Here is a 20,772-nt window from a genome sequence, read left to right as displayed (position 1 = left end):
TGTCATTTCACACCCCAAATCGGAATCACATCAGCCTCTTTTCCAGTGACGTGTGCAGCCCAGCGTTCGGCCAGTAAAAGGCGCTCATCGAAGTAATCGGACCGTAGATAAGCTCGTGAAACGGTAGAACCGACCTTATGGCCTATCGCAGTCTCCTTGATTTCATAATCCGTGCTGGTTGCTTCGTCGGCCCAAGTTCTGAAGCTGGCACGAAACCCATGAGGGCGAGCGCTTAGTCCTAACCGCTCCATATAGCGCGACATGCTGGCGTCGCTGATGACACCCTTGCGAGCGCCAGGGAACAGAAACCCATCGCGGGCAAATTCCTCAGCTCTATCCAAGATCCGTAGTGCCTCTTTCGAAAGGGGAGCCCGGAATTCATCTGTCTTACCGCGCGGACCCTTCACCAGCTCTGCGGGCACGGTCCAGATGTTGCCCCTTATCTGATCCACATGTGCAAATCGGATCGGCCTAGACCGCAGCCCAGTCAGGATCAGTAGTTGCAATGCGAGCTGAACAGCGCCACCACCCTCCAGACTTTGATAGAAGGCTGGGACGTCTTGCCAATTCATCGACGGGATATTCTCAGCCTTGTGAACCTGCTTACCCAACAGCTCACGAGCGTCCTCAATCGCATGGCGGTCAATCTCATACTTCTGAGCGCTGGCATAACTAAGGCAGGCTTTGAGCCGGGTTATTGCTTTCCTAGCAACGTCTGTTTTGGTGTGCCAAATTGGACGCAAAGCATCGGCTATGACGGTGCCGGTTATATCCTCAACCGGCTTTTCACCCAGCGCGGGGAGTATGTGCGTCTTAATCGGGCTGTACCAGCGCCCTGCCTCACCGTCACTTTTCAACTGTGCCTTGCGGGCCTCAAAGGCTTCTGGCGCGATGTTCTTAAGCAATCGCTTTTCGCGGGCTTTGGGATCGTTGGCTACCTGGTCCGCCACCGCCTGTGCCTTCTCAGCGTTGCGCACCTCAATTGGATTACCGCCGCGCTTGACGATACCACGATAGGCGTCTGCCATTTCTCGGGCCTGCGCCAGAGACACGCCGGGAAACCCGCCTAAGCCCATTTCCTTGCGCTTGCCCGAGATGGTGAAGCGAAACACCCACTGGTCACCCGAGGCCAGCCGATACAGATACAAGCCACCGCCGTCACTATGCTTTCCGGGTCCGGCAGTGCGGACCTTTGCGGCACTTAGCTTATAGAGGGGTCCTGCCATGTGTTCCTCGGGGATAGTGCTTCGTGTATCCCCTGTTTTATCCCCCGTTTTCTCTGCGGTATCAAGACGCATTTTGAGACATGTAGACGGCTAAAGTGGCTAACTTGCTTGTTTCTAAATATAAAATTACTCACCCTGACGCATTGTGAGGCGCAAAGACTACTGTGTTCAGTGCCTCTCCTGGGCACCAAATCATCCGAAAAATATATTAAAAACCAATTTGTTGAGAGCAGAAGTGATGTTTCTGTCCACCTCATGGACCACCTATGCGACCATGGTTCTCGCAATTCTTAATTCCGTTTCGCAGTCCATTCCTTGCTGAGGGAGCAGGCAGGAAACCGTTTCGAGAGTTCGAATCCCTTCGTCTCCACCACTTTTCTCATAAAATCAATGAGTTAGTGCACCTCAATACTCTCAGCCCCCTTCTCTGCCCCCTTATGGGATTTCGCATTGCTCAGCATCCGCTGAAAGACCCTGCCAAGCATCTGCCGAGTCGGAATGTCGCACCCCCTCGGCCTCACTCGGACGCGGCGCAATTTTGTTTATACCCCACGCACACCAATCGAACGAGATCGCAGCCTCGCAGCTTGCTATCGATCGCAAGATTGAAGAGTGCCAAGTCCCTGAGATTTTCCGAGAGTTCAAGCCGGGCGCGGATGGCCCAGACCTGCTTCGCGAGAAGCGGGCGTTTTTGGCCTATAAGGCGACCTTTATTCCACGGCGGGCGTTTCGGTGTGATGGCAGGAAGTTGAAAAATGGACATCAATTGTCCTCCATCCTTCCCTCCCTCTCCAGGCACCGACACCGTGTCGACCAACTGAATCTATCAAGGAGCCGAATGGCTGGTTTCATCAGAATACCCGACGTTCGTGAGCAGCGCAGCGTATGACCGCATCGAGCCCAGAGCTGACTTCGGCGAAGTCCGCAGCATCGGTCGTCAATCGCGGATCAAAGGCACTCTCTGCGGCTGCAAAGCCAACTGATCAATTGAGCGAAAGCTGACACTTAATTTGCCGGAGATCCATGTTGGGCTCTGTGTCGCAGAATGACAGAAACCATGCTTTCAATCCTCCACGGTGGGTGTCCAAAAACTCCGAATAAGAAATTGGCCCTCAACAAAAAAAACTGAGCGCTCGTGCCGATCTCCACGCAGGGCAAGGGCTCAAGTTGAAGGTCAAAAATCAAAACCGAATAAATTCTTCCTGTGGAACTCCACGGCCGAACTTCTTGATTAGAGACCAGTACGCTCTGACATCAGTCGGAACTTCACCTTCAAGAACTCGCTCCGATCCCGCCAATTGTGAAGTATAGCGCTCACTCAAACCACGACCTGCGGACAATAAGCTCTCGATTTCTTCAATAGGAGGCAGCATTACCCCCGCAAAACCTGGCGTCTCAAGCGCAATGCGTAAACCTGCTGGGTCAACATCGGGAAATACAAAAACGGGATTGCTCAGCACCCGTAGAAACGTTCGCGCAGCGTCAATTGTATAGCCGCCAGGTTGCCCGCGGTAGACGACTAAAGCATGACGAAGATCTGCTGGAACTTCGAAAGAGAGTTGATGGATATTCTCGAAGGCTTCCCAGTTCTCCACCAAAACTGCAAAAACGTGATCAGAGAAATCCGCGGCGGCGTTGACAGGAACATCTAGATTTACACCGTCAGGCAAGATGACATTCTTTTCCCCCATTCGAACCGAACCGCCACTGAATGACTTTAGCGCCACGCGACTTCTCCGAACAGAAATCGACGACGCTTTTTCGTTTGAGCCTAGCGAAAGAGCTTCTGCGCGGCTTTTGCCTTTCCAAGCGTCCACCTTAGTTCCCGGAGGAACCTGGAAATCTCGCTCCAGAGCCCGCACCAACTCTTCCCGTGCTTGCGTCCCCATAAGAATGTTTGATCCACTGTGCGTTACGAAAATGTTGTTGTCTCGCAAATAGGACAGTAGCTCTTTCGAAGCGCGGATTGATCCTGGCTCGGATATGGCGCGCAATCCCGCTTTGATCAAGTTTTGCGACATAGACGAATATCCTCTAAGCGTTGGTTCGCCATGTGAGCGGATACACTTGCGTCCAGATCATAGCTTGCTTCATACGGCAGGTTTTCGTCCTCGGTCGTTAGCCAGCTCACTACGTGCTCTAGGAAAACCTTTTCCTCAATGTCCTCTCTCTGCGCGCACCAGCTCGAAACGGATACCCAACCTCCTGCGCAATCGACATTGTTCAAAAGATATGTGAGCGCCAGTTCCTCAACGGCATCTTCTTCCTCCGTTTCGGCTTCCTGCTCTAGTATCATTCGTTGACCAGCTTCTCTTTCTGGCGCGCGCTTTTCCTCAATTGGTTTCAGATCTGCGCATAAATGCGCAAGGCTTCGTTGACCTCTATCTGAGTAAATGTCCAACCATTCCTTATCTCCGCTGGACGGCTTGCGCATCAGGAAGTCACAAAGTGGCGTTTCCTGTTCGATACGCTCTAGGTCCACTTCACCACCCTCTGACAAGAACTTAGCAAAAGCTCTAACCTTCCTGGTGTGATGTTCGATTTTGCGAAACGAAAACATGTAGCTGTTAAAGACCTCAGAGATCTCAAGCAGACTTTGTGACCAATTCCCCATCCTCCCTGAAATGGAGCTTTGGTACACATTCCCAGCCCGCGAGATATCCTTACGATTAAATCGATCATGCATATCGGTGCGGTTGAGGCGGTTGAGGGCTTTGCGTAAGCGGTCCGCGCGTTCGAGATAGTGCGCGTTGTGGCGCATTTTCTCATCGTTAGAAGACACGTCTGAGAACTTACTCGCCATCACTTGGTGAAACTGAAGAATGTCTGCATCCACCAGTTCGCGTACATCGTAGAGGCTTTGGACAAGATCCTCTGTGTTGCGGTCTACATCTTCATGTCGACCTTCCACTGCAGCGGCCTCAAGCTCGGTTAGAAGTTTTTCAAGTCGATCGATTTCCTCTCCGATATTGCCTTTAATCGCAAATCGCTTCTGTCGTTGGGTCAAGTCATCCAGAACGTCGCGAAGAGAACGTGTCAGGCCATATCTGCCTTCTTCGCGAGGTGTTAACACCCGTTCTTTGTGAAGAGCGTCAACAGCATTACCATTCTCTTCGGTTCTTAGAACCTCTCCTGCGTGGTAGACATCTTCAATAACCTCTCCATGACGGGAGAGAAGGCTGAGAAACCTTTGAATGTCGCTTGTGATACTCACAACAAGCTTTCCTGCTGGATAAATTCGTCTACGCTTTCCTGCGCCTCCGGCGTGTTCGCGATCAGGAAATCCACAAGATCATGAAAGGCGTCGACCATCCCAGTCGCTTCATAGTAGCTCCGGTCGCCCTCATAGTCTGTTTCTTTCATATACCCGCGCAGTTCGAGGTTTTTCAAAACCGCTTTCAGCATATCCGCGGCGTCCTTTTTGCCCGTACTTCTGCTGAGTTTTGGATAGAGCGTTTTCAGATCCGAAAAGAGTTTCGAGCTGGATTCAATCCTGGAAGCATATTGGCCTGGGTATATTCGGTCGCCAGGACGTAGGACGCTGTCGGTCTGTCCAACGGCTAGACAGAGCGCCAGAAAATCGATCATGGGCCGCACGTCTCCCATTATTTTCCGGTGCATAGAAGATAAACTCGCGCCTGTTGCCTCACCGGGTTTTGATGGAACCAGAAAATACCCCGACTTGTTGTGCGTGGCCACAACGCGCCAGCCGATTTGGCGCACATAGGTGTTGATGCGTTCCCGTTTGTCTGCGTCCGAGAGGTGGTCAAACAGCTCAGGCTCTGTGACATGGCAAATGACACGGCCGTCCATCAAGGCATTTACAGCTTCAGCAAACATGGATCATCCCTTACCGCCAACAGAAATCGGCAGCGAAGGAACGGTCCGCATTTCATTCTGGCTTTCCTTCGACCACACCAGGGTATGAGAAGGTTTCGCGGCCCCGCGGACTTCCATCAAGCGAGGACCAAGCGTCTTGTCCTTAACAATCCGCAAGCGGTGTGCAAACCGCTCTCGGACACCCACATCGGCGTTTGGCGTGGCCGAAACAAGATTGATCCCATTGTCGTTCAGCATCTCCAGCAGATTACGCACATTTCTGCTGTCGATATTTCCCAACTCGTCGAGAGCCCAGACCATCTGAACTGGTTTTTTTCCGCGCACAATATTGATGAAGCCAACTAGGATCGTTGTAAGGATGAGGTACGACACGCCATTTGAGGAAATGTCCGCAAGGTCGGTTGAAGCGTGGAAGTCCCGCTTTATCCCGTTTTCAACTACATGCCCTCTCAATCGGATTTGCTGGCGCAAGTCCGCGGTTATGCCGTCGTTGACGCTCCAATACTCCAAGAGGTCGCTCAGCGCCTCGGTAAACAGATTCGGCGGCAAGTCTTCACCGGAGCGCGTCCAGTCCTCATGCAGCTCGGAGATCCGTTCAAGAGCAGGTAGAAACTCAAGTTCCTTGATGCCGGATTCTATCTTAATTTGAATGTCTTCAACGACGTCTGTCGCGATGTTCTGACTCAGGCTGCGCTGCAACAAGCGGTTCTCGTCAGTTATCCGTTCGTCGGTACGCTTGAGCATCTGATACTTATTCTTGAACTCTTCAGCATGGAAATGCGCGTCGTTGCGCAAGGTGTCCCGATGTTGCTCATGCAGCTCGTTGAACCAATCTTCAAACGCTGGCAACCATTCAGGCCCCTCAGCAAAGGACTGAAAAGCTTGCCTGCGGAGCTGGATGTGCTGCTCCGGCGGGCTGCCCGGCTCGGCCATGAAGATCCGCGCCACGTCTTTTACACCGTTTCGGATTTCCTGAGTCAGCGTGTTGCGCTCCCGCTCGGCATCGTTCAAGACGCTCAAAAGCGTATCCACCGTCCGTGACGTGCGTACAGGTTCCAGCCGTTCTTCAGCGTTTTGCTGAAGGCGGATTTCCAGCTTTGACTTGTTTTCCCGCAAGGCAGATAGGTCTTTCCCGGTCTGATCGATCTCGCGCTTAAGCCCCATGCGTTTACGCGTCCAACTCTCAATCAGCTGCTCCAACGCCTGGCTCAGCCGTCCGACGGTCACCTTGTGATTTTCCGCCTCCGCTCGGCAACCATCCACACGGGACCAGTCTTCGGCGAGGAAACTGCGCCATGCCACCACCGTTTTTTCCATCGCCCGCACGCGGGCAACTGCGTCGCGATGCACCTTTGCACGTTTTTCGAGATCTTGCAGGGTTTGTGGGTCCACGCCATTCTCGCGGAGGGCTTTCGCACGTTCCTCATCGAGCTCTTTAAGAGCCGCCTCGCGTGAATTGCGGATTCGCGTCTCCCGTTCGGACAGCGCCTGTGTGGTCCGCATGATTTCTTCTTCCAGCGCTTCCAATTCCTCACGGTGCCGCTGGTCATATCCGGCAAGATCTTTTGCGCGCTCCGCCTCCAGGTCCGCCTTTTCGCGCTCCGCCCGGGCCTGTGCCTCCTGAGCTTCCTGCAACCTAGTGATGGCCGCCTCGCGAGCAGTTTCCAAGGCGGTCATATGCGATGCTTGACAGTTTGACAGATGTCCTCTGGCATCCTTTAGCTTGCGTGCCAAAATGCTAGTGTTCACATCAAGTTCACTAGATTTGCGCTGGATCTCTCTCAAACGCGTAGAGGCTTCATCGCGCTTCCTTTTGGAGGTCGCAATGTTCTGCTCCATCTCTCCAATATCCGCCGTGCAGCGGCCGATGTTGAGTTCAATCACGCTCAGATCCGCCTGCTGAAGCGGGTCCACATCTTCCAGATCAAGGTCGAGCCCAAAAACGTTCTCTTCTGCCCCAAGATCCTTTGGACTAAGATCTGTCCGACTGAGCAGATCTTCTCTCAGCACACGCCCGAGAGTATCGCCCCAATCCGGTCGCTGACGACGCAGGAACGCAAGCAGCGTTCCATCAGAGGGGGATTTAGAGACCTCCAGTTCTTCGCGCGTTTTTTCCAGACGCAATTTGGATTGAGATTGGCGCTCGATCTCACGGTCGACTTTTGTAACTTCTGATTTGGCAGCAGTTTCTTGGGCTTGCAGGGGCGCCTTTTGTTCAACGGCCGCGTTATAGGCAGCCTGATGCGTATCGACTTCCTGTTGCGCCTCGGCGACGCGCTCTAGAACTGCATCGTCGACAGTGGGGTTCTTAGTGGCTTCCTCTGCCGCCCCGACAGCCGACGCCGCTGTTTTTAGTTTGTCCGATGCCGCCGTTATTTGCGGCGCATAATCTTCTTCCGCGCGCCTGCGACTCTCTTGCCGACGTGTTTCAATCGCCTCGCGTTTGGCCCGGCGTCCTTCCTCGGACCTGCTCCGGTCGAGCGCGATCTCTTTGAGGGCGTTATCAGCTGTCTCTCGCCGCTCCTCTTTGAGCGTGTCATAGCGGCTGGTGAGATCTGACAATTCGCTTTTGAGTGCGGTTAGGCGTTCCGAGACTTGGCGGGCCGCGTCTTCGAACTCAGACAGGCGCGCAAATTCCGCCGCCTTGGTCTCGATGTTGTCATCCATGAACCGCGCATATTTTTCTGTGAGGCGCTTCACTTCAGCTGACACCGTGTTGAGTTCAACCTCTGCCTGCGACAGCACTTTTCGGGCGGCCTCCCGTTCGGCCGCATGGGCATTTTCCGCCTCCTGGAAAGCCAGCTCTTGCCGAGACAGGGTTTTCGACAAAGTCTCAAGCTGCTCGTCAAGATCGTTGAGCAGCCCACGCATTTCCGACAGGACCTCTTTGCGGCGCCGGAGCGCCTCTTCCAGAACGGTATTCTTGGCGACAAGGCGCAAAACATCGCCTTCTTTCGCCATTACATCACGATAGGATCGAAAGCGTTTTGGCCAGCTGGCAAGGCTTTCGCGTTTTCCGCCCAGTTTGATGCGCCGCTCGCCTCTCAGTACCTGTTCGGCCACCATGTCTTCCAGTGCGCGAAGGCTGCCGTCTTTTTTGAGCATAGAGAAAATGACATTCTCCACATTTATTAGAGGCGTACGCGGCGGTGCCAACGCGTAATCTGCTTGCAATTGCACGACATCGTTCCGACGCGGGTTTTCGATGGGCAAGCCTTGAATGATTGTCTGATACTCGACCTGAGTCGTGATTTGTCGTGATGCGATCTGATAGCCCTGGTCGCGCAAGTGTTTGGCGAGATCGCTAAACTCGACGAATTTACCATCGTTAGTCACGAACATGTTTTCATAGAGCTCAGAACGCACAAATCGGTAGACCAGCTTTTCCTCAGTGGTCGCGAGATGCATGATCACCGCGCGTTTGGAACCAGCACGGTTGCGATATTCAAATGCGATATATGAGGTCGTTCGCGGCAGATAATGCCCGAAGAAAGTTTTGTCCTGTGCCTTGCGTGAAAGCTTCTGTGGGGAAAGGCCGAACCCCAAGGGAAGAGCTTGAATGACAGACGTCTTGCCGGCCGCATTTGTACCCGTGATCAACACGTTGTCGTCCAGCGGCACTTCTCCGATAACGCCCTTAAAGATGTTCGTGTCCACCAAAAGCATTCGGGAAAATCCCGGTGGATCAGCTTCGAGCTTATCGTGTTGTGGCGCCAGAGAGACGTTCATTCTGAGAAACCCTCTTTTATACCCGTGCATTTCGATTGGTTGAATTGTAAAATGAGCGACGTCATAATAACACTTAGTATCTGATTTATATAGATTTATCTATCCCTGCTACAGATGCCCCTTTGGCAAATGAGGTATTGCAAAAGCTAACTCGATGCCTTGCATCTATCCTTTAGTGAAACAAGTCACTGCGCGACTGTTCCTCCATTGTCTTAGTAACGTGTGGCTTTAGTCTGAAGCGGGCTTTTGATTTGCGGCCAATTTCTTTTGCTAAAGCGCCAATTTATATGCGGTTTGGGCGATGAACGGCATAGATGCCATACTGGTTCAACAGTCCGGTCTTCCGCGCTGTGGTCACTTGTACTCTGTGTAGCGAACGACGGCATCGAGCCCGGAGCGGATCTTCGTCTCGCTGTTGGAAACGAAGGAGCGACGAAGGACCACATACCTACTTACACAAAAGCCGTTCATGGGGTGGGGTGTGCCGGGTTTACCGTGTTTACCGGGTTTGGTGCTGCAGCCAGGGCACCAATCAGCCAGCAGACAAAATCATCGACCATTTTCACTGCTAGACTACAGCCTGCGCTCCTTTAAATACCGACCGGTGCCGTCGATGAGGCCGTCAATCAGGTCGACACAATGTGCGCAGAAGTAAGGCGTCATGTAGAAGAGCCAGGGCTTGTCACCTCGGCGGGCAAGGTCGAACCAGCCCTCGGGCCATTTCTTCGATTCGTCGGAGAAGGTGCTAACCTTGTCATCGGGCCACTCGAAGCCATTGTGGAACATGTTATTGCGATACCGGAAAAGCGCTTCGAGCGCGGTCTGTGTCTGTGTTGGCAGGAATGGCTTGAGCCCCGTGACGTCAGACAGCTGACCTATGCCTTGCAACAGGTCACCCCGGGCACCCTTAGAGCCTTGGTAAAACTGAGGATTCCAGACCTCGTGCTTTCTGAGCTTTACCCTGGGGTGATCTGTTGGAAACTCGATCTTGCCCTTCAGCCCATCAAAGATAGAGACGAACAGCGACTCTATAAAGGGAGCGAGCATGCCGACTGCGGCCATGCTGTGTGCCGAGGCTTGGAAGGTCATCTGCCAGAAACGTTCGTCTCGGAGGCTATCAAGCCCTCCGTCATGATCGCCGCCCCAGCTTGGATCGGTGTCGAGCACATCCAATCGGTATGCCTCAGCTTCACGTGCTTCCTCATGGCTGCGCAGGGTACGTTTGATGGCGTCGAGTTGCTGATCGAGCAAGGTGTGACGGAGTAGACTCATTGCATGGTCGCGTGGCAATAGGCTGTCGCGCAGGCGGCGGGCCATCTCGGCGGAATCAACATCAGAGCCGGAAAAGAAACCCTTCTTCGTCAAACCGTATTGTCTCCTTTCCCTAGTTTTCGTGACCGAAACGAATGTCGCGGCCGTAGGACAGGCCGGCGGCCCGGCAGAGCGCCTCAAGGGCTCTAACCAAGTCTTTCCGGCCTATGTTCTCACTCACATACCATCCCGATGACGTCTTCTTCGTGGGCAGGTCAGTTCGACCGGCATGAACGGCAGCACCGGTGCTGGCCACATATGCCCGCGTTCGCGCCCGCATTTGTGCCAAGTTCGCAACTTCCTCAGGAGCAACATCGTGGATAGTATCGATTACCTCTGCAAAGAAGGATGCCAGTGTGTCGGACGCAATCTCTCTGCCAAGTACCTCACCTGTGTAGATTCCAGTCTTCATAGACTTTGTTTTTTGAGGCGTATGAGTGTGTGCAGCTTTTGGGGCCGCTTTTATTCGCCCGTTGCTTTCGCTGCCGCACTTGATGTGCCGCCGGATGACCTGGTCGGCTGTTTCTGCGTCATGAAGCCGTTGCGACATCAGTAACGCCACCGTAGAATGCGACAACTCCATCAGAAAATTCTCACCGATGTTCATTTGGTTTCCCTCCCACTTCGTAGGGTACGTCTTTGATTAGATTGTTTTGAGCGGTACGCGGTGATCAAGGTGTCGCCCTCGACGACAAACTTGATCCCGCGAAGCGTCTCAAGTTGTTGAATTTCTTGCTTTCGGCGAAGCATCTCCCTCTCCACGTCGCTATTCGTAAGGAAATACGCATCCGGCGAAACCTGGGTTGCTGATTTTAGAAGCAAGTCCACATCGCACGGCCGGATGCCCCTCTGGTTCAGTCGCCTTTCGGCGTGACACGTTCTGCAGAAATCAAGCATTTTTGCCTCCGCTAGAAGGAAGTTTGAGATCAGGTGCCTGGCTGAAGAGCTCAGCCATCTGTTGTTCTCTCTCGCGCCGAAGTCCTGCTGGGTATTTCGACTCTAACCAGTCCGCTCGTTCGTTCAGCTGCTCGGGCGCGCTGAGGTCTTTTGGGATGTCGCGTATGCGAGCGTATCCGTGCTGAAGAGCAAGACGAGCCCACTCGTTGTCGCCGCAGATTTCCTGAACTTGCTCGTGCAAGACACATGCCGCTTCGGGCAGGCCGTCCTCAAGGATGCGAGGTCTATCATCCCAGCTATCTCGGATGTTCAAATCGAGTGACTTTGCCATCGCCCGGAGGAAGTCTACGAACGGGTTTCCTTCCTCTGGATCAAACGGCCAGACAGCATAGCTGTGTTTCTCGGCTGATTTCTGAATTTGTTGACCAAAGAGGTCTCTTGCCGCGATGGATTCCTTCTCGTCGTAGTACGCATTGTCGAAATCGCTGCGCGCTACCTCACCATGCTGTAAGTGTGGCGGAAGGCTGGCTGAGTATTCCTCAAATGCGTTCGACAGTTCTTCGAGCTTCTGACCCCGATCGCGCAAGCTCATCTCAGCAAGAAGAGCAGCAAACAGGGGCGCCATGTCGAGCTGCCTCTTGGCCGAAATTCCATATTTCTGCTCGACTAGCGCAAGTGAAAGTGCAGTGTCGCCGTGCAGAAATGTGTTGATTTTTCTGTATCCCCAGCCGCGCAGCAGCGCTTCGTTTACGCTTTCTTCGCCTGGGTCGGCCGCTAGTTTTTCCGCCGTAGTCCCGAGTGCCTTGGCCAGGCGCTCCACAGTTACCAGCCGGGTTTTCTCGGGATCGGCATCGCCGTTCTCTATTCGGCTAATGGTCTTGCGGGACACAGCTGCCTTTTCCGCAAGGGCCTCTTGGGACAGATCGCCACGCAGCTTCTTGAGTGTCTCAGGTTTGATGGGCATTTGGGTCTCCAAAACTTCTGAACTCAATATATGGCTCACAATTTTTGAGTAACAGGGAAACTTTGGCGAAATTTACTCAGAAATAATGCGTCGTTTTTTGGTATGAAGCCCTGGAATGTCCCAAAAAGGTTGCACTTCAGCATGTGCCAGGCACGTTCTAAACGTCGCGCTACGGCGGCCCTTCCCAAAATGAGACTTTTGGTGAAACCGCAGTGTCAGGCGGCTCAAAGTGGGCGGCCACCCTTTGTTCTTTAGGATCAATCGTAACTGGCGGCTTTCGTGCCGTTCAGTTTATCTGACCGCCTCGAGCAGTTCCTGGATCGCGCTGAACGTGCCTGCCGCCAGTATTTCATATCGTTGTGTGAATTACTGTCTGTGATGAGCGTTGTTTCCAGTGGGGCTCGATCGGGATCATTCCATCAATACCAGGCGGCATCCCATTGCCAAAAGCGAGCTCTCGAACATCTACCGCGATGACCTCAAGCTTTGGACGCTCTTCAGTTATGAGCACGAACTCGCTGATCTTTCCCGGTGGACAGTCCCCAGAAGCGGGGTAGACGAGCGCTAATTGTTTGCACCGGTAGCGGGCGGCGTAGGCGTTCATCTGATACGCGTCGCCGCTCGAGACGCCGGAGTTCGCGTCGCCGAGATTTAGGCGCTTCCATTTGGCATCGAGAATGGCGACAGTCTCAACTTCGCTCTGAATGGTGATGTCGGGGCGCAGTTGGAAGCCCGCCGTCGCGAGGTTCTTCACGGGGCTCTGCAGCCCCACAGAAAGGCGACCACTATCCCACGTCTGATAGGCATGCCGGATGCGCAGTCCGAGAACTGCCTCGAAGAGCTTCTCCATGTTGAACAGTAGCGCCGAACCAGCAGCGTCTCCGGTGCGAACATCCGGATAGAGGCCTGACAGTAGCCATCGGGCCCGCGCAAATACTGGCTCCCAGTGCCGGATGGTCCGGTCAAGGCGGAGACCGTCGATGTCGCGAGCCCTGACCTTAATATCGCCAACCTCGTCAAAGCGGTGAAGGAACGCCGTCACCTTCGCGCGGGTCCGTGGGCTCAGAGCGAATCCGAGAAGGATCCGAAGTACGCCCTTCAGCGCTTGATTGTATGGGTTGTCGATGCTGCGTTCGTCGAAGCGACAAAGCAGATGAGAACGGTCGAACGCGTTCGCGCGGAGATGCTCGGTCAGCTCAAGCCGTCCCCGGATGGCATTGAGGTTCTCTGTCCTTTCCGAATAACGGGCAATGGCCCCGCCTCGGAGCGCGGATTTAACCTGGCTGCAGAAATCCTCGATGAAGACGTCCAGCAGGTGGCTGTGCTGTTGCCCGAGGCCGGCATCGCCCACGCGCTTCGATCCGAGCTCTCCAGCACGCGCAAGCATGGCCACCAGAAGGCCTCGCATGTCTTCGCTGCTATCGCTGCCATGCTCGATTTTGGGCAGTACCTCGATCGCCAGTTGCTCGGTTTGCAGGACCCCGCAGAACGGTCCGAACTTCAGCGTGCGGTGGCCCCACGCGAGGGCGCCCGCTGGCAGACGTCCGGCGAGTTTCGCTATGCCTTCTGCCTCGAGCTCACTTATCTCGCCGGCCGGGCCGATGCTGACGCCCTCCCTCTCTCGGAAGGTCAGGGGCCTCATTCTGGTGGCTCGTAGATTTTGCGGATCGCGTCCGGAGTGATCTCGTCTTCCCGAATTACCTCGAACGCCTCACCGTCCCCGATTTCGGCAGGGTCGGCCTTGGGAAAGAGAATGGCAGCGCTCTGGGTGCGCGCCCGGATCAATTGTAGCTCCTCCTCTACGGCCTGGTCGGCGAGGACGTATCGGATTTGCCGCCAGTCGTCGTAGAAAGCCTCTTGCAGGAAGGGCAGAATCTCCCGGGCTAAGACACGGCGCAGTTCGTCGAACGATTTCACATGGTAGAAGTAGCTGTGGCCCAGGGTCTGGTCGCGATGCAGAAGGCGGGACAGGCGGGCATTCATGGCTTGCAGAAGCTGACGCAGATCGATCGCGCTGCCCTCGCCATCGTCGATCGATTCAAGGAGTTCGGGCTTCGCCGTAAGCTCTTCGAACCGGAAACGGCGCCGCAGGGCGCTGTCGAGAAGAGCGATGGACCGGTCTGCGGTATTCATGGTGCCAATCACGTCGACATTCGCGGGAACCCCAAAACGCTGACCCGAGTAAGGTAATGTCACTTCTAGGCCCCGGCAGTTCGCCAATCGGTTTCCCGAGGCATCAGTGCCGATCCGCTTGTCCACCTCGAGAAGCGTGATCAGCTCTCCGAAAACCTTGGCGACGTTCCCGCGATTGATTTCGTCGATGAAGAGCGCGAACCGCTTGTCCGGCGAGCGCCGAGCCCGATCGCAAAGCCGCTTCAACACCCCTGGCCGTACCTCATAGGTGACCGTGCCGTTCTCCGTGACGGGTCGAATGCCCTCAACGAAGTCCTCGTACGCATAGCTCTGATGGAAAGTCACGAACTCGAAGCGATCTGCAGCGCCGTCCTGGTATCGCGGCAGATGTTCGTTTTTCAGGCGATGCGTTTTGCCAGTACCCGGAGGGCCGTATAGAATAAGGTTTAGGGGCGGCGTGACTTTCTTTGAAGACGCGCCTCCAGTTCCGGCGTCACCCCCTAACGTGGTAGCGCCGGATAAGATCGGTGGCAGCGCTTTCCATAGGCGCTCCAGAGTCCGGGCTGCCTTTGCCTTGACCTCGATCCCGGAAGACTGTGGGCTCCATTCCTGGCCGGGTTCACAGCTCCGCAACTCTTCCAGAGGGACGATCTGGTCCGTTGTTGCATCGCGGACGGAGTCGAACGCCACGTCAACAAAGCGCGTCGTCTCGCAAGCGTCGGCGCGGGCTTGTTCCCAGTGTTCGGCTTCGTAGGGCGCGCGCGTGACCTTTCCTACTGCCACGATGCCTTTCGGGGGCTTTCCGGTACGAACAAGGAAGACGCGGTCGCCCTCACGCGGCTTGCTCGAGTTGCAGCGCCAACGGTTGTCAGCTTTATCTCCATTGATGGTTCTAGCGCGATCGATCGCGAGCGTTTCCCAGTTCCATCTGGAAGGGTTCCAACTGAGGAGCCAGTTATTTGTCTGGTTCTTCCACTGGGCCTCGAACTCATCCTGGTAGAAATCGATGTTCGTGTCATTCTCGTCTTCAAGCCGACGGCGCAGTTCGAGTAAGGCACGGTCGATCTCGACAGTGTTCCACTTCCGTATCTCCTTCTCTGGCGTGTCTCCGAAGCCGGCGAGGATCCGGCGCTTGTCTCCCTCGGAGCTGATTCGCTCGAAAGTGTCGGGAAACAGCAAGTGTGGCAGGATGTGGATTAATTGTCGTTTCCTTGCTTCGGGAAGGCTGCTCAGCCAGCTTGAAAACGCCCACGGGTCATTAAGAAGAGATCTACGCTCCAACTCTTCTCGCCGCATAAAATCTCGCAAAGCACCGATCAAAAAGCTGATCTCGAGCCAACGATAGGTATTGAAGGCGACCCCGCCCGAGCCAATTCCCTCGAGCACTTGATCCGAAAGCATTGCTTTGTCCGCACTGAGGTCTTCGCCAGACCATGACCAAATCGCACGTACATTCTCCCGTTTTTTTGCGGCCCCTACGTTGGAAGGGAAAAGAAGCATAATCCACAGGAGCTCAGCCATCAGTTGACGGCACCCGTTGGTGCCTTCGGATAGCTGTGCTTTCAACTTCGAAAGGAAGTCTCCTTCCCCGACGTCGGGGTTGTTTACAAAGCGTTGGTCCAGCTCGTCTAGAAAGGCGCGGGTCCACAACTCTTCTTTATCGGAAAGAACTGACAACCCGCTCGCAAGGGATCTTTCGCTCCACTTACGGGCCGCGTCATAGATTGGGTCGACATAGTGGTTGGGATTGTACTTCGACAAATTCGACGTTTCCTCTGCAGATTAGGCTCAGGACTCATAGCCAGTAAATGAAGAGTAGGGCAATGGTGATGGCAGAAAGGAAGACTATTGGTGGCACTTGTGACGAGTATTGCTGGACCGACTAAGACGCCGTTATGGGGTGAGCATTTTCGAGATGAAAAATAGTTTCGGTATCTTACAATAATGCCAGTTTCTCGTACGCTTGGCACGCGAGTGCTCACGCCTTGGCTGTGCGGGCAACACGATATGCCGTTGGCTGAAGGCTCCAATCATCTATGTTCCAGCCGATCAGCGGCTCAAGTATGCCGCCTGATGCCTTTGGGCTCGTTCCATCCTTCTCAAGGCGTATGCCCGTCACGATTATTAGCGCCGTCTGGCCTTTCTTGTCTCGGTGAAGGGCAACTTCTCCGTGTGTCATGGCGATCGCCTCGGCAGCATCGCTTGTCGTACCTTTGACTTCAACAAAGATGACGTCTTCGCCCTTCTTGGCTTCGAAGTCGTAGGGTTTTTTGTCTGAGGTGTCTTTGGGCTTGTAGCCGTGCTCTCGAAGCCAGTCTTCGGCCATCGCCATTGCCTGAAGCTCTACGGCCTTGCGCTCGTTGGCTGTCAATCCAAAGCCCTGGCTCTTGGCTATAGTGGATGTCGGCCTAGTGATGCTCAGAATATCAAGCTCGGTCTGATCGGCAGGGGATAGCTCGCGGCCTTGACGTTGGGCAGAATATATAGTCCTGAGCATTTGAGCGGCTTGGACAAGGTGCTCCGTCACCACCCGGTCGTTTATCTCATTGTAGTCGATTTTCTTCACGAGTGCGCTTGCGTCCTGAAATGATTTTGGAAGTCGCAGACGCGCGCCAAAATCGTTGGAATCTGTGAACGGGTCCAATGAGCCACGATCTTCCAGGACCATGCGTCTAGCCCACTCGGTGCGCTTGGCGAGGTCTTCCGGCGGCAAGACAATCGAATAGCCGTTATGAAACTTCGAAGAACTGCACCCTACTGCGATATTTACGCCCGAGCCATCCGTCGAAAAATGCAGAACGACATAGAAGCCATCGGTCGGCTTTGGGGACATCTCTTTGGAGCAAAACCGTACCCATGGGAGCTCTGTTTTGTTGCCGATCCCATCCGAGGCATCCACGTGGAAGTCGCTGCCGAATGGGCCAAGAGCTTCGCTCAGCGTAATCTGAAGCTCTCGAAGCTCGCCGGTTAGGACCTGGCGTACAAGGTTTCCACGCTCCTGCATTTCCGGAGTATTCTTAGAAGAATAATCGGTTTGTAGTTCGCAAATCCGGCGTAAGATCTCACGCATCGTTAAATTGACTCCAAAAGATCACCGTTAGAGAAATATCCTGGTCCAGCTTCTTCATTAAAACGTTTCTGAAGGAACGAACGCCTACACCGTAGCAGATAACCGAGCGAGTACCATTAATCTCCAGAAGTATCACAACGCCTCTCTTCAGGCGCCCTCTGGTTCAAGATTGGCTTTAACTCTTCGCTTCCCCTTCGGGCCTGTACTAAGACCACCATGCAACCTGCAACGCCGCTTTCCAGTTATTACCCGGGCCTGACATTGGCCCCCTGCTCGGGTTTTTGCGCCGCACGTTGGGCGCTTTAGTTTAGGCAGTGGTTCCCCGGCATCATTCAAGCCTAGCTCCGCCATCCGTTTGCAGTTTGCACCGCGGCACTGTGAGCAGTCCCTCCGATAGTTTGGGTGCTTGTGCGCCTCTGCTGGGCACGGCCGCCAACATAATCGAATTTCACGCCAATCAATGGGGTCACCTTGAAAGCGCGCACGGAATTTCTTCTCAAAATTGGTCGGTCGCCCCATCAGAAAACACCAACATTTGTTAACATAGTTGGCAAACCCCATGATGGGCGCGAGGCGAAGGGGGTGCCGCCGGTCCCCTTGCTTTCCATAGAGGCTAGTTTTGACATTGCGCTCATGCTGCACCTTCCCATTTGTGTCTGGGTATTATCTTGGGCTGCGGCTCGGGCAAGGCGCGCGGCTCAGAGAGTTCATGCGCAGCGGCCTCTGCAGCGGCATGGCGGGCCTCGAACTCGGCAACTTTCGCCAACGCAATAGGTACGTCGTAGGTTTCTTTGAGCCGAAAGATAAACGCCACGCGATAGCGGCGCATCTGGGCTTCACTGACTTTCCCATTTGCCACCAATTCGGCAGCAAGGCGCCCATAGAGATAGTCATCAGACACCGGCTCACCAGCATGCATACGCTTTGCGTTCACATCCAGAGGGTCAAACTCGTTGCCCTCGGCAATGCGCCGGGAGGACGGGCCGGTAATTGCCACTGCCGCCGCTTTAATTTCTCCGGTGGTGGGCCACGCGCGGGTCTTGGCATCCTCGTCAAGCCGATCCTCGAAGTTGGGCCACCAATCCTTGTAACCGTCTTTCGGTGCAAAACGCATGAAGCAACGAACCAGTGAGGCCATCTCGTCGGCCTGGGCTTGAGCTCCGAGGCTGCGAGGCGGGGCCTTGCGGTCGAGATAGCCGGTGATCTTGTCGGTCAGGAAGGTTTCCCGCCGCTTGCGGTCGAACATGGTCATCGTCTTGCATTTACCTCCTTCGCCATCGTCATGAGTTCAGCCGTAGTAGGCTGTGCAGGCTTGCCGAGAATTGCGGTGATGTAAGGGATCGGGTCGCCGGTTTCGGCGTGGTAGGCGTCAATGAAGGCCGCCCGAACCTTGCTGGCTGAACTCCTCTTTAGCCACTTGCCAATGACGCTGCGGGCCTGCCGGTCATCGACACCTTGCGAAACCAGCCAATCTTTGCATTTCGACCAAACGACATCTGTCGCATCGACGGCGTTGCCGTCCATTCCGTCAGGAATGGTAATATTTGGGTTGTTGGGTAGTTGGGTAGGTTTGTCCGTGGGGGTATCCACGGTTGCAACCTCGGATTTTCCCTCGGTTGATAGTGTTCCTTTATTTCCCAATGGGTTACCCGTTTTTTTCCCCGATTTCCGGTCGGATTGAGTCTTGCAATGGCGTTCGACGTAAGCAGCTTCTTTTCGCAACCGGCGGGAAATTAGGACGCCATTGTCGGTTTCAAGGAACTCCCTGATGGCAGGCCCGATGCGTGACCTCCAGAGGCGGAAAGATACCCTGGAGACCGCCGCTAGACGGCGGTCATCATCAGGGAAATCACATGTTTCGCGCACCCACATCGCCATGAGAATAAGCATGTAGGCGCCAACTTCATCGGCTGCGAGGGGTTGAGTATCACGCTGGAATGCGTCTACCCAAAGTGGGCAGGGACGTTTTGTGCGGGCACGTTTGGCGTTGAAATTACTCATCGTAAGTAACCTTCCGCAGCTTTCCAAGTTCCCTTGGGCTTACAGCGTCACAAGTGATGTTAGCTATTGTCGATGTATCGAAGCGATCGACCATAATGGATCCTCCACTGCGCGCGATTAGCATATGTCGCCATCGCGCAGAGCGCGGAGGTGGGAATCGATTTCCTCTTCGATCCACAACAATCGACCACCCAGTTTGACGGGTTTGGGAAGCCGCTCTGCAGCTAGGTCGGCATAAATGGATGAACGAGAACGGTTCCCGAGCTTCTCGCGAAGTTCCATTAGGGTCAGGTATTTTGCGGAAGTCGCCGTGAATGTGCTCATTGTGACAGTCGTCCTTTCTTACTCGGGACGAAAGCCAGAATGATCGCAAACGGCCGCTCGTCCCACCAATGGGTGCCCCCGTGTCGGGGAAGACGAGCTGCACATCTTGCGCAGCAACAGTTCCAATGTTAGCGGACTAATTGGTGTAATTCAATATGTAGCTGTTTAGATTTGCTCAGCCACTGTATTTAGAGTGGTCCCGGCTAGCGTTAATTACCGTGTTGAGACGCAAGACACGACTTCCCTAGTTCCACCGCACACGTAGCTCGCCCATTGCTCGCTCAACACCCTACGCTGCTCAAGAAAATCTGTGCGTCTGTAAGCTCGAACGACACCAGAGTCAGTTACGTGTCCCAGCATTGCTTCCGCTACTTCGTGAGGTGCGTCGGTGGCTTCAGCCAGCCAGTCGCGAAGACTGCTGCGGAAGCCATGCGGGCGGGCGTCCAATTTGCGACGCTCCATCATCCTTGAGAGCGTCATATCAGAGATCACGCCCTGCCGTGTATTCGGAAAAAGGAAACCATTTCTGGAATGCGGTAGGGCAAGGTCGATAACTCGTTGCGCTTCCTGCGAAAGCGGCACACGGAAATCACTTGTTGCCCCTTTTCGACCTTTCATGGCCTCACCGGGTATAGTCCAGACGTCTCCTTCAATCTGTTCGAGCCTGATAAAGCGCAAAGGTTTAGAGCGAACACCGGTTAGGATGAGCAACCTCATAGCGAGGTTCGTGAGCGAGGGTTCCTCTAAGCTTGAGTAGAAGGCAGGGACATCGCTCCACAGCATCGCTGGGATGTGTTTCGGCTTGTGACGTGACTTTCCCAACAACGCTTTGGCTTTTTCTGTTGCCTGAAGGTCAACGTCCAATCCAAGCGCGGCCGCGTGGCGAAAGACAATGTTTAGCCGGTTCATTGCTTTGCGCGCTGTGTCGGCTTTTGTGTGCCAGATTGGGGCCAGGGTGTCGCGAATGTCGCGCTGGTCAATGTCTGTTATTGGCACCTTTCCAAGCTTGGGCAGTACATGCCCATTTAGCGGTGAGAGCCAACGCCCTGCTTTTCCATCGCCTTTGAGTTCAGCCTTTCGCGCTTCGAATGCATCTGCAGTCAGAACCGCAAGTGAAACATCTTCCCGCCGCGCCGCACGTGCCTCTGCTTCACGCTCCTTGACCGGATCACGGCCTTCCGCAGCGACCGTACGCCATCGTGTCCGTCGTCAGGGATTTTGGGACAGATGGCGGCGTAATCTAAGAGAGGATCTGGCTCATCTGTCTGGATTGATTA

Annotated in this window: 16 protein-coding genes and 1 pseudogene; all 17 read right to left on the bottom strand. The window is 54.5% G+C overall.

What is annotated here, in order from left to right; genetic code table 11:
* Positions 1-2: 2 nt before the first annotated feature.
* The gene (locus tag AC2FJB_RS19975) at positions 3-1,226 is read right to left on the bottom strand and encodes a tyrosine-type recombinase/integrase (RefSeq protein ID WP_496720861.1); all 1,224 of its coding nucleotides are present in this window, start codon (positions 1,224-1,226) and stop codon (positions 3-5) included.
* Between the two features lie 559 nt (positions 1,227-1,785).
* A pseudogene (locus tag AC2FJB_RS19970) lies at positions 1,786-1,989 on the bottom strand (integrase); the annotation flags it as partial.
* A 418-nt stretch (positions 1,990-2,407) separates the two neighbouring features.
* Positions 2,408-3,247, bottom strand: a complete 840-nt coding sequence (locus AC2FJB_RS19965) for a DUF7281 domain-containing protein (RefSeq protein WP_496720860.1) — start codon at positions 3,245-3,247, stop codon at positions 2,408-2,410.
* Entirely contained in the window at positions 3,232-4,440 is a 1,209-nt protein-coding gene (locus AC2FJB_RS19960; protein ID WP_496720858.1) for a hypothetical protein, read from the bottom strand. The genes AC2FJB_RS19965 and AC2FJB_RS19960 overlap by 16 nt, the downstream gene beginning before the upstream one ends.
* Positions 4,437-5,066, bottom strand: coding sequence for a condensin complex protein MksE (locus AC2FJB_RS19955; protein ID WP_496720856.1), 630 nt, complete (start codon positions 5,064-5,066; stop codon positions 4,437-4,439). Before AC2FJB_RS19955 ends, AC2FJB_RS19960 begins: the two co-directional genes overlap by 4 nt.
* 3 nt (positions 5,067-5,069) lie before the next feature.
* The gene (locus AC2FJB_RS19950; RefSeq protein ID WP_496720854.1) at positions 5,070-8,795 is read right to left on the bottom strand and encodes an ATP-binding protein; all 3,726 of its coding nucleotides are present in this window, start codon (positions 8,793-8,795) and stop codon (positions 5,070-5,072) included.
* A 573-nt stretch (positions 8,796-9,368) separates the two neighbouring features.
* On the bottom strand, positions 9,369-10,160 hold the full coding sequence (locus AC2FJB_RS19945; RefSeq protein WP_496720852.1) for a hypothetical protein: 792 nt from the start codon (positions 10,158-10,160) through the stop codon (positions 9,369-9,371).
* A gap of 19 nt (positions 10,161-10,179) precedes the next feature.
* Positions 10,180-10,713: a hypothetical protein gene (locus AC2FJB_RS19940; RefSeq protein ID WP_496818941.1), complete on the bottom strand. Its 534-nt coding sequence runs from the start codon at positions 10,711-10,713 to the stop codon at positions 10,180-10,182.
* Positions 10,714-10,995: 282 nt separating this feature from the next.
* A complete protein-coding gene (locus AC2FJB_RS19935; RefSeq protein ID WP_496720848.1) occupies positions 10,996-11,967 on the bottom strand; it encodes a helix-turn-helix transcriptional regulator in 972 nt (323 codons plus the stop codon).
* Positions 11,968-12,316: 349 nt separating this feature from the next.
* Positions 12,317-13,609, bottom strand: coding sequence for an McrC family protein (locus tag AC2FJB_RS19930; RefSeq protein ID WP_496720847.1), 1,293 nt, complete (start codon positions 13,607-13,609; stop codon positions 12,317-12,319).
* Entirely contained in the window at positions 13,606-15,861 is a 2,256-nt protein-coding gene (locus tag AC2FJB_RS19925; protein ID WP_496720845.1) for an AAA family ATPase, read from the bottom strand. The genes AC2FJB_RS19930 and AC2FJB_RS19925 overlap by 4 nt, the downstream gene beginning before the upstream one ends.
* Before the next feature lie 217 nt (positions 15,862-16,078).
* The gene (locus AC2FJB_RS19920) at positions 16,079-17,170 is read right to left on the bottom strand and encodes an MrcB family domain-containing protein (RefSeq protein ID WP_496720843.1); all 1,092 of its coding nucleotides are present in this window, start codon (positions 17,168-17,170) and stop codon (positions 16,079-16,081) included.
* Between the two features lie 147 nt (positions 17,171-17,317).
* Entirely contained in the window at positions 17,318-17,521 is a 204-nt protein-coding gene (locus AC2FJB_RS19915; RefSeq protein ID WP_496720841.1) for an HGGxSTG domain-containing protein, read from the bottom strand.
* A gap of 280 nt (positions 17,522-17,801) precedes the next feature.
* The gene (locus tag AC2FJB_RS19910) at positions 17,802-18,422 is read right to left on the bottom strand and encodes a hypothetical protein (RefSeq protein WP_496720839.1); all 621 of its coding nucleotides are present in this window, start codon (positions 18,420-18,422) and stop codon (positions 17,802-17,804) included.
* Complete coding sequence (locus tag AC2FJB_RS19905) at positions 18,419-19,171, bottom strand: DUF1376 domain-containing protein (protein ID WP_496720837.1); 753 nt, start codon at positions 19,169-19,171, stop codon at positions 18,419-18,421. The genes AC2FJB_RS19910 and AC2FJB_RS19905 overlap by 4 nt, the downstream gene beginning before the upstream one ends.
* A gap of 117 nt (positions 19,172-19,288) precedes the next feature.
* Positions 19,289-19,495: a helix-turn-helix transcriptional regulator gene (locus tag AC2FJB_RS19900; RefSeq protein ID WP_170780027.1), complete on the bottom strand. Its 207-nt coding sequence runs from the start codon at positions 19,493-19,495 to the stop codon at positions 19,289-19,291.
* Between the two features lie 213 nt (positions 19,496-19,708).
* A complete protein-coding gene (locus AC2FJB_RS19895; RefSeq protein ID WP_496720880.1) occupies positions 19,709-20,599 on the bottom strand; it encodes a tyrosine-type recombinase/integrase in 891 nt (296 codons plus the stop codon).
* Between the last annotated feature and the right edge of the window lie 173 nt (positions 20,600-20,772).

This window comes from Ruegeria sp. CDSC085 (assembly GCF_059610465.1).
The sequence above is the reverse complement of the archived record's forward strand: the minus strand, read 5'-3'. Positions and strand labels throughout refer to the sequence as shown.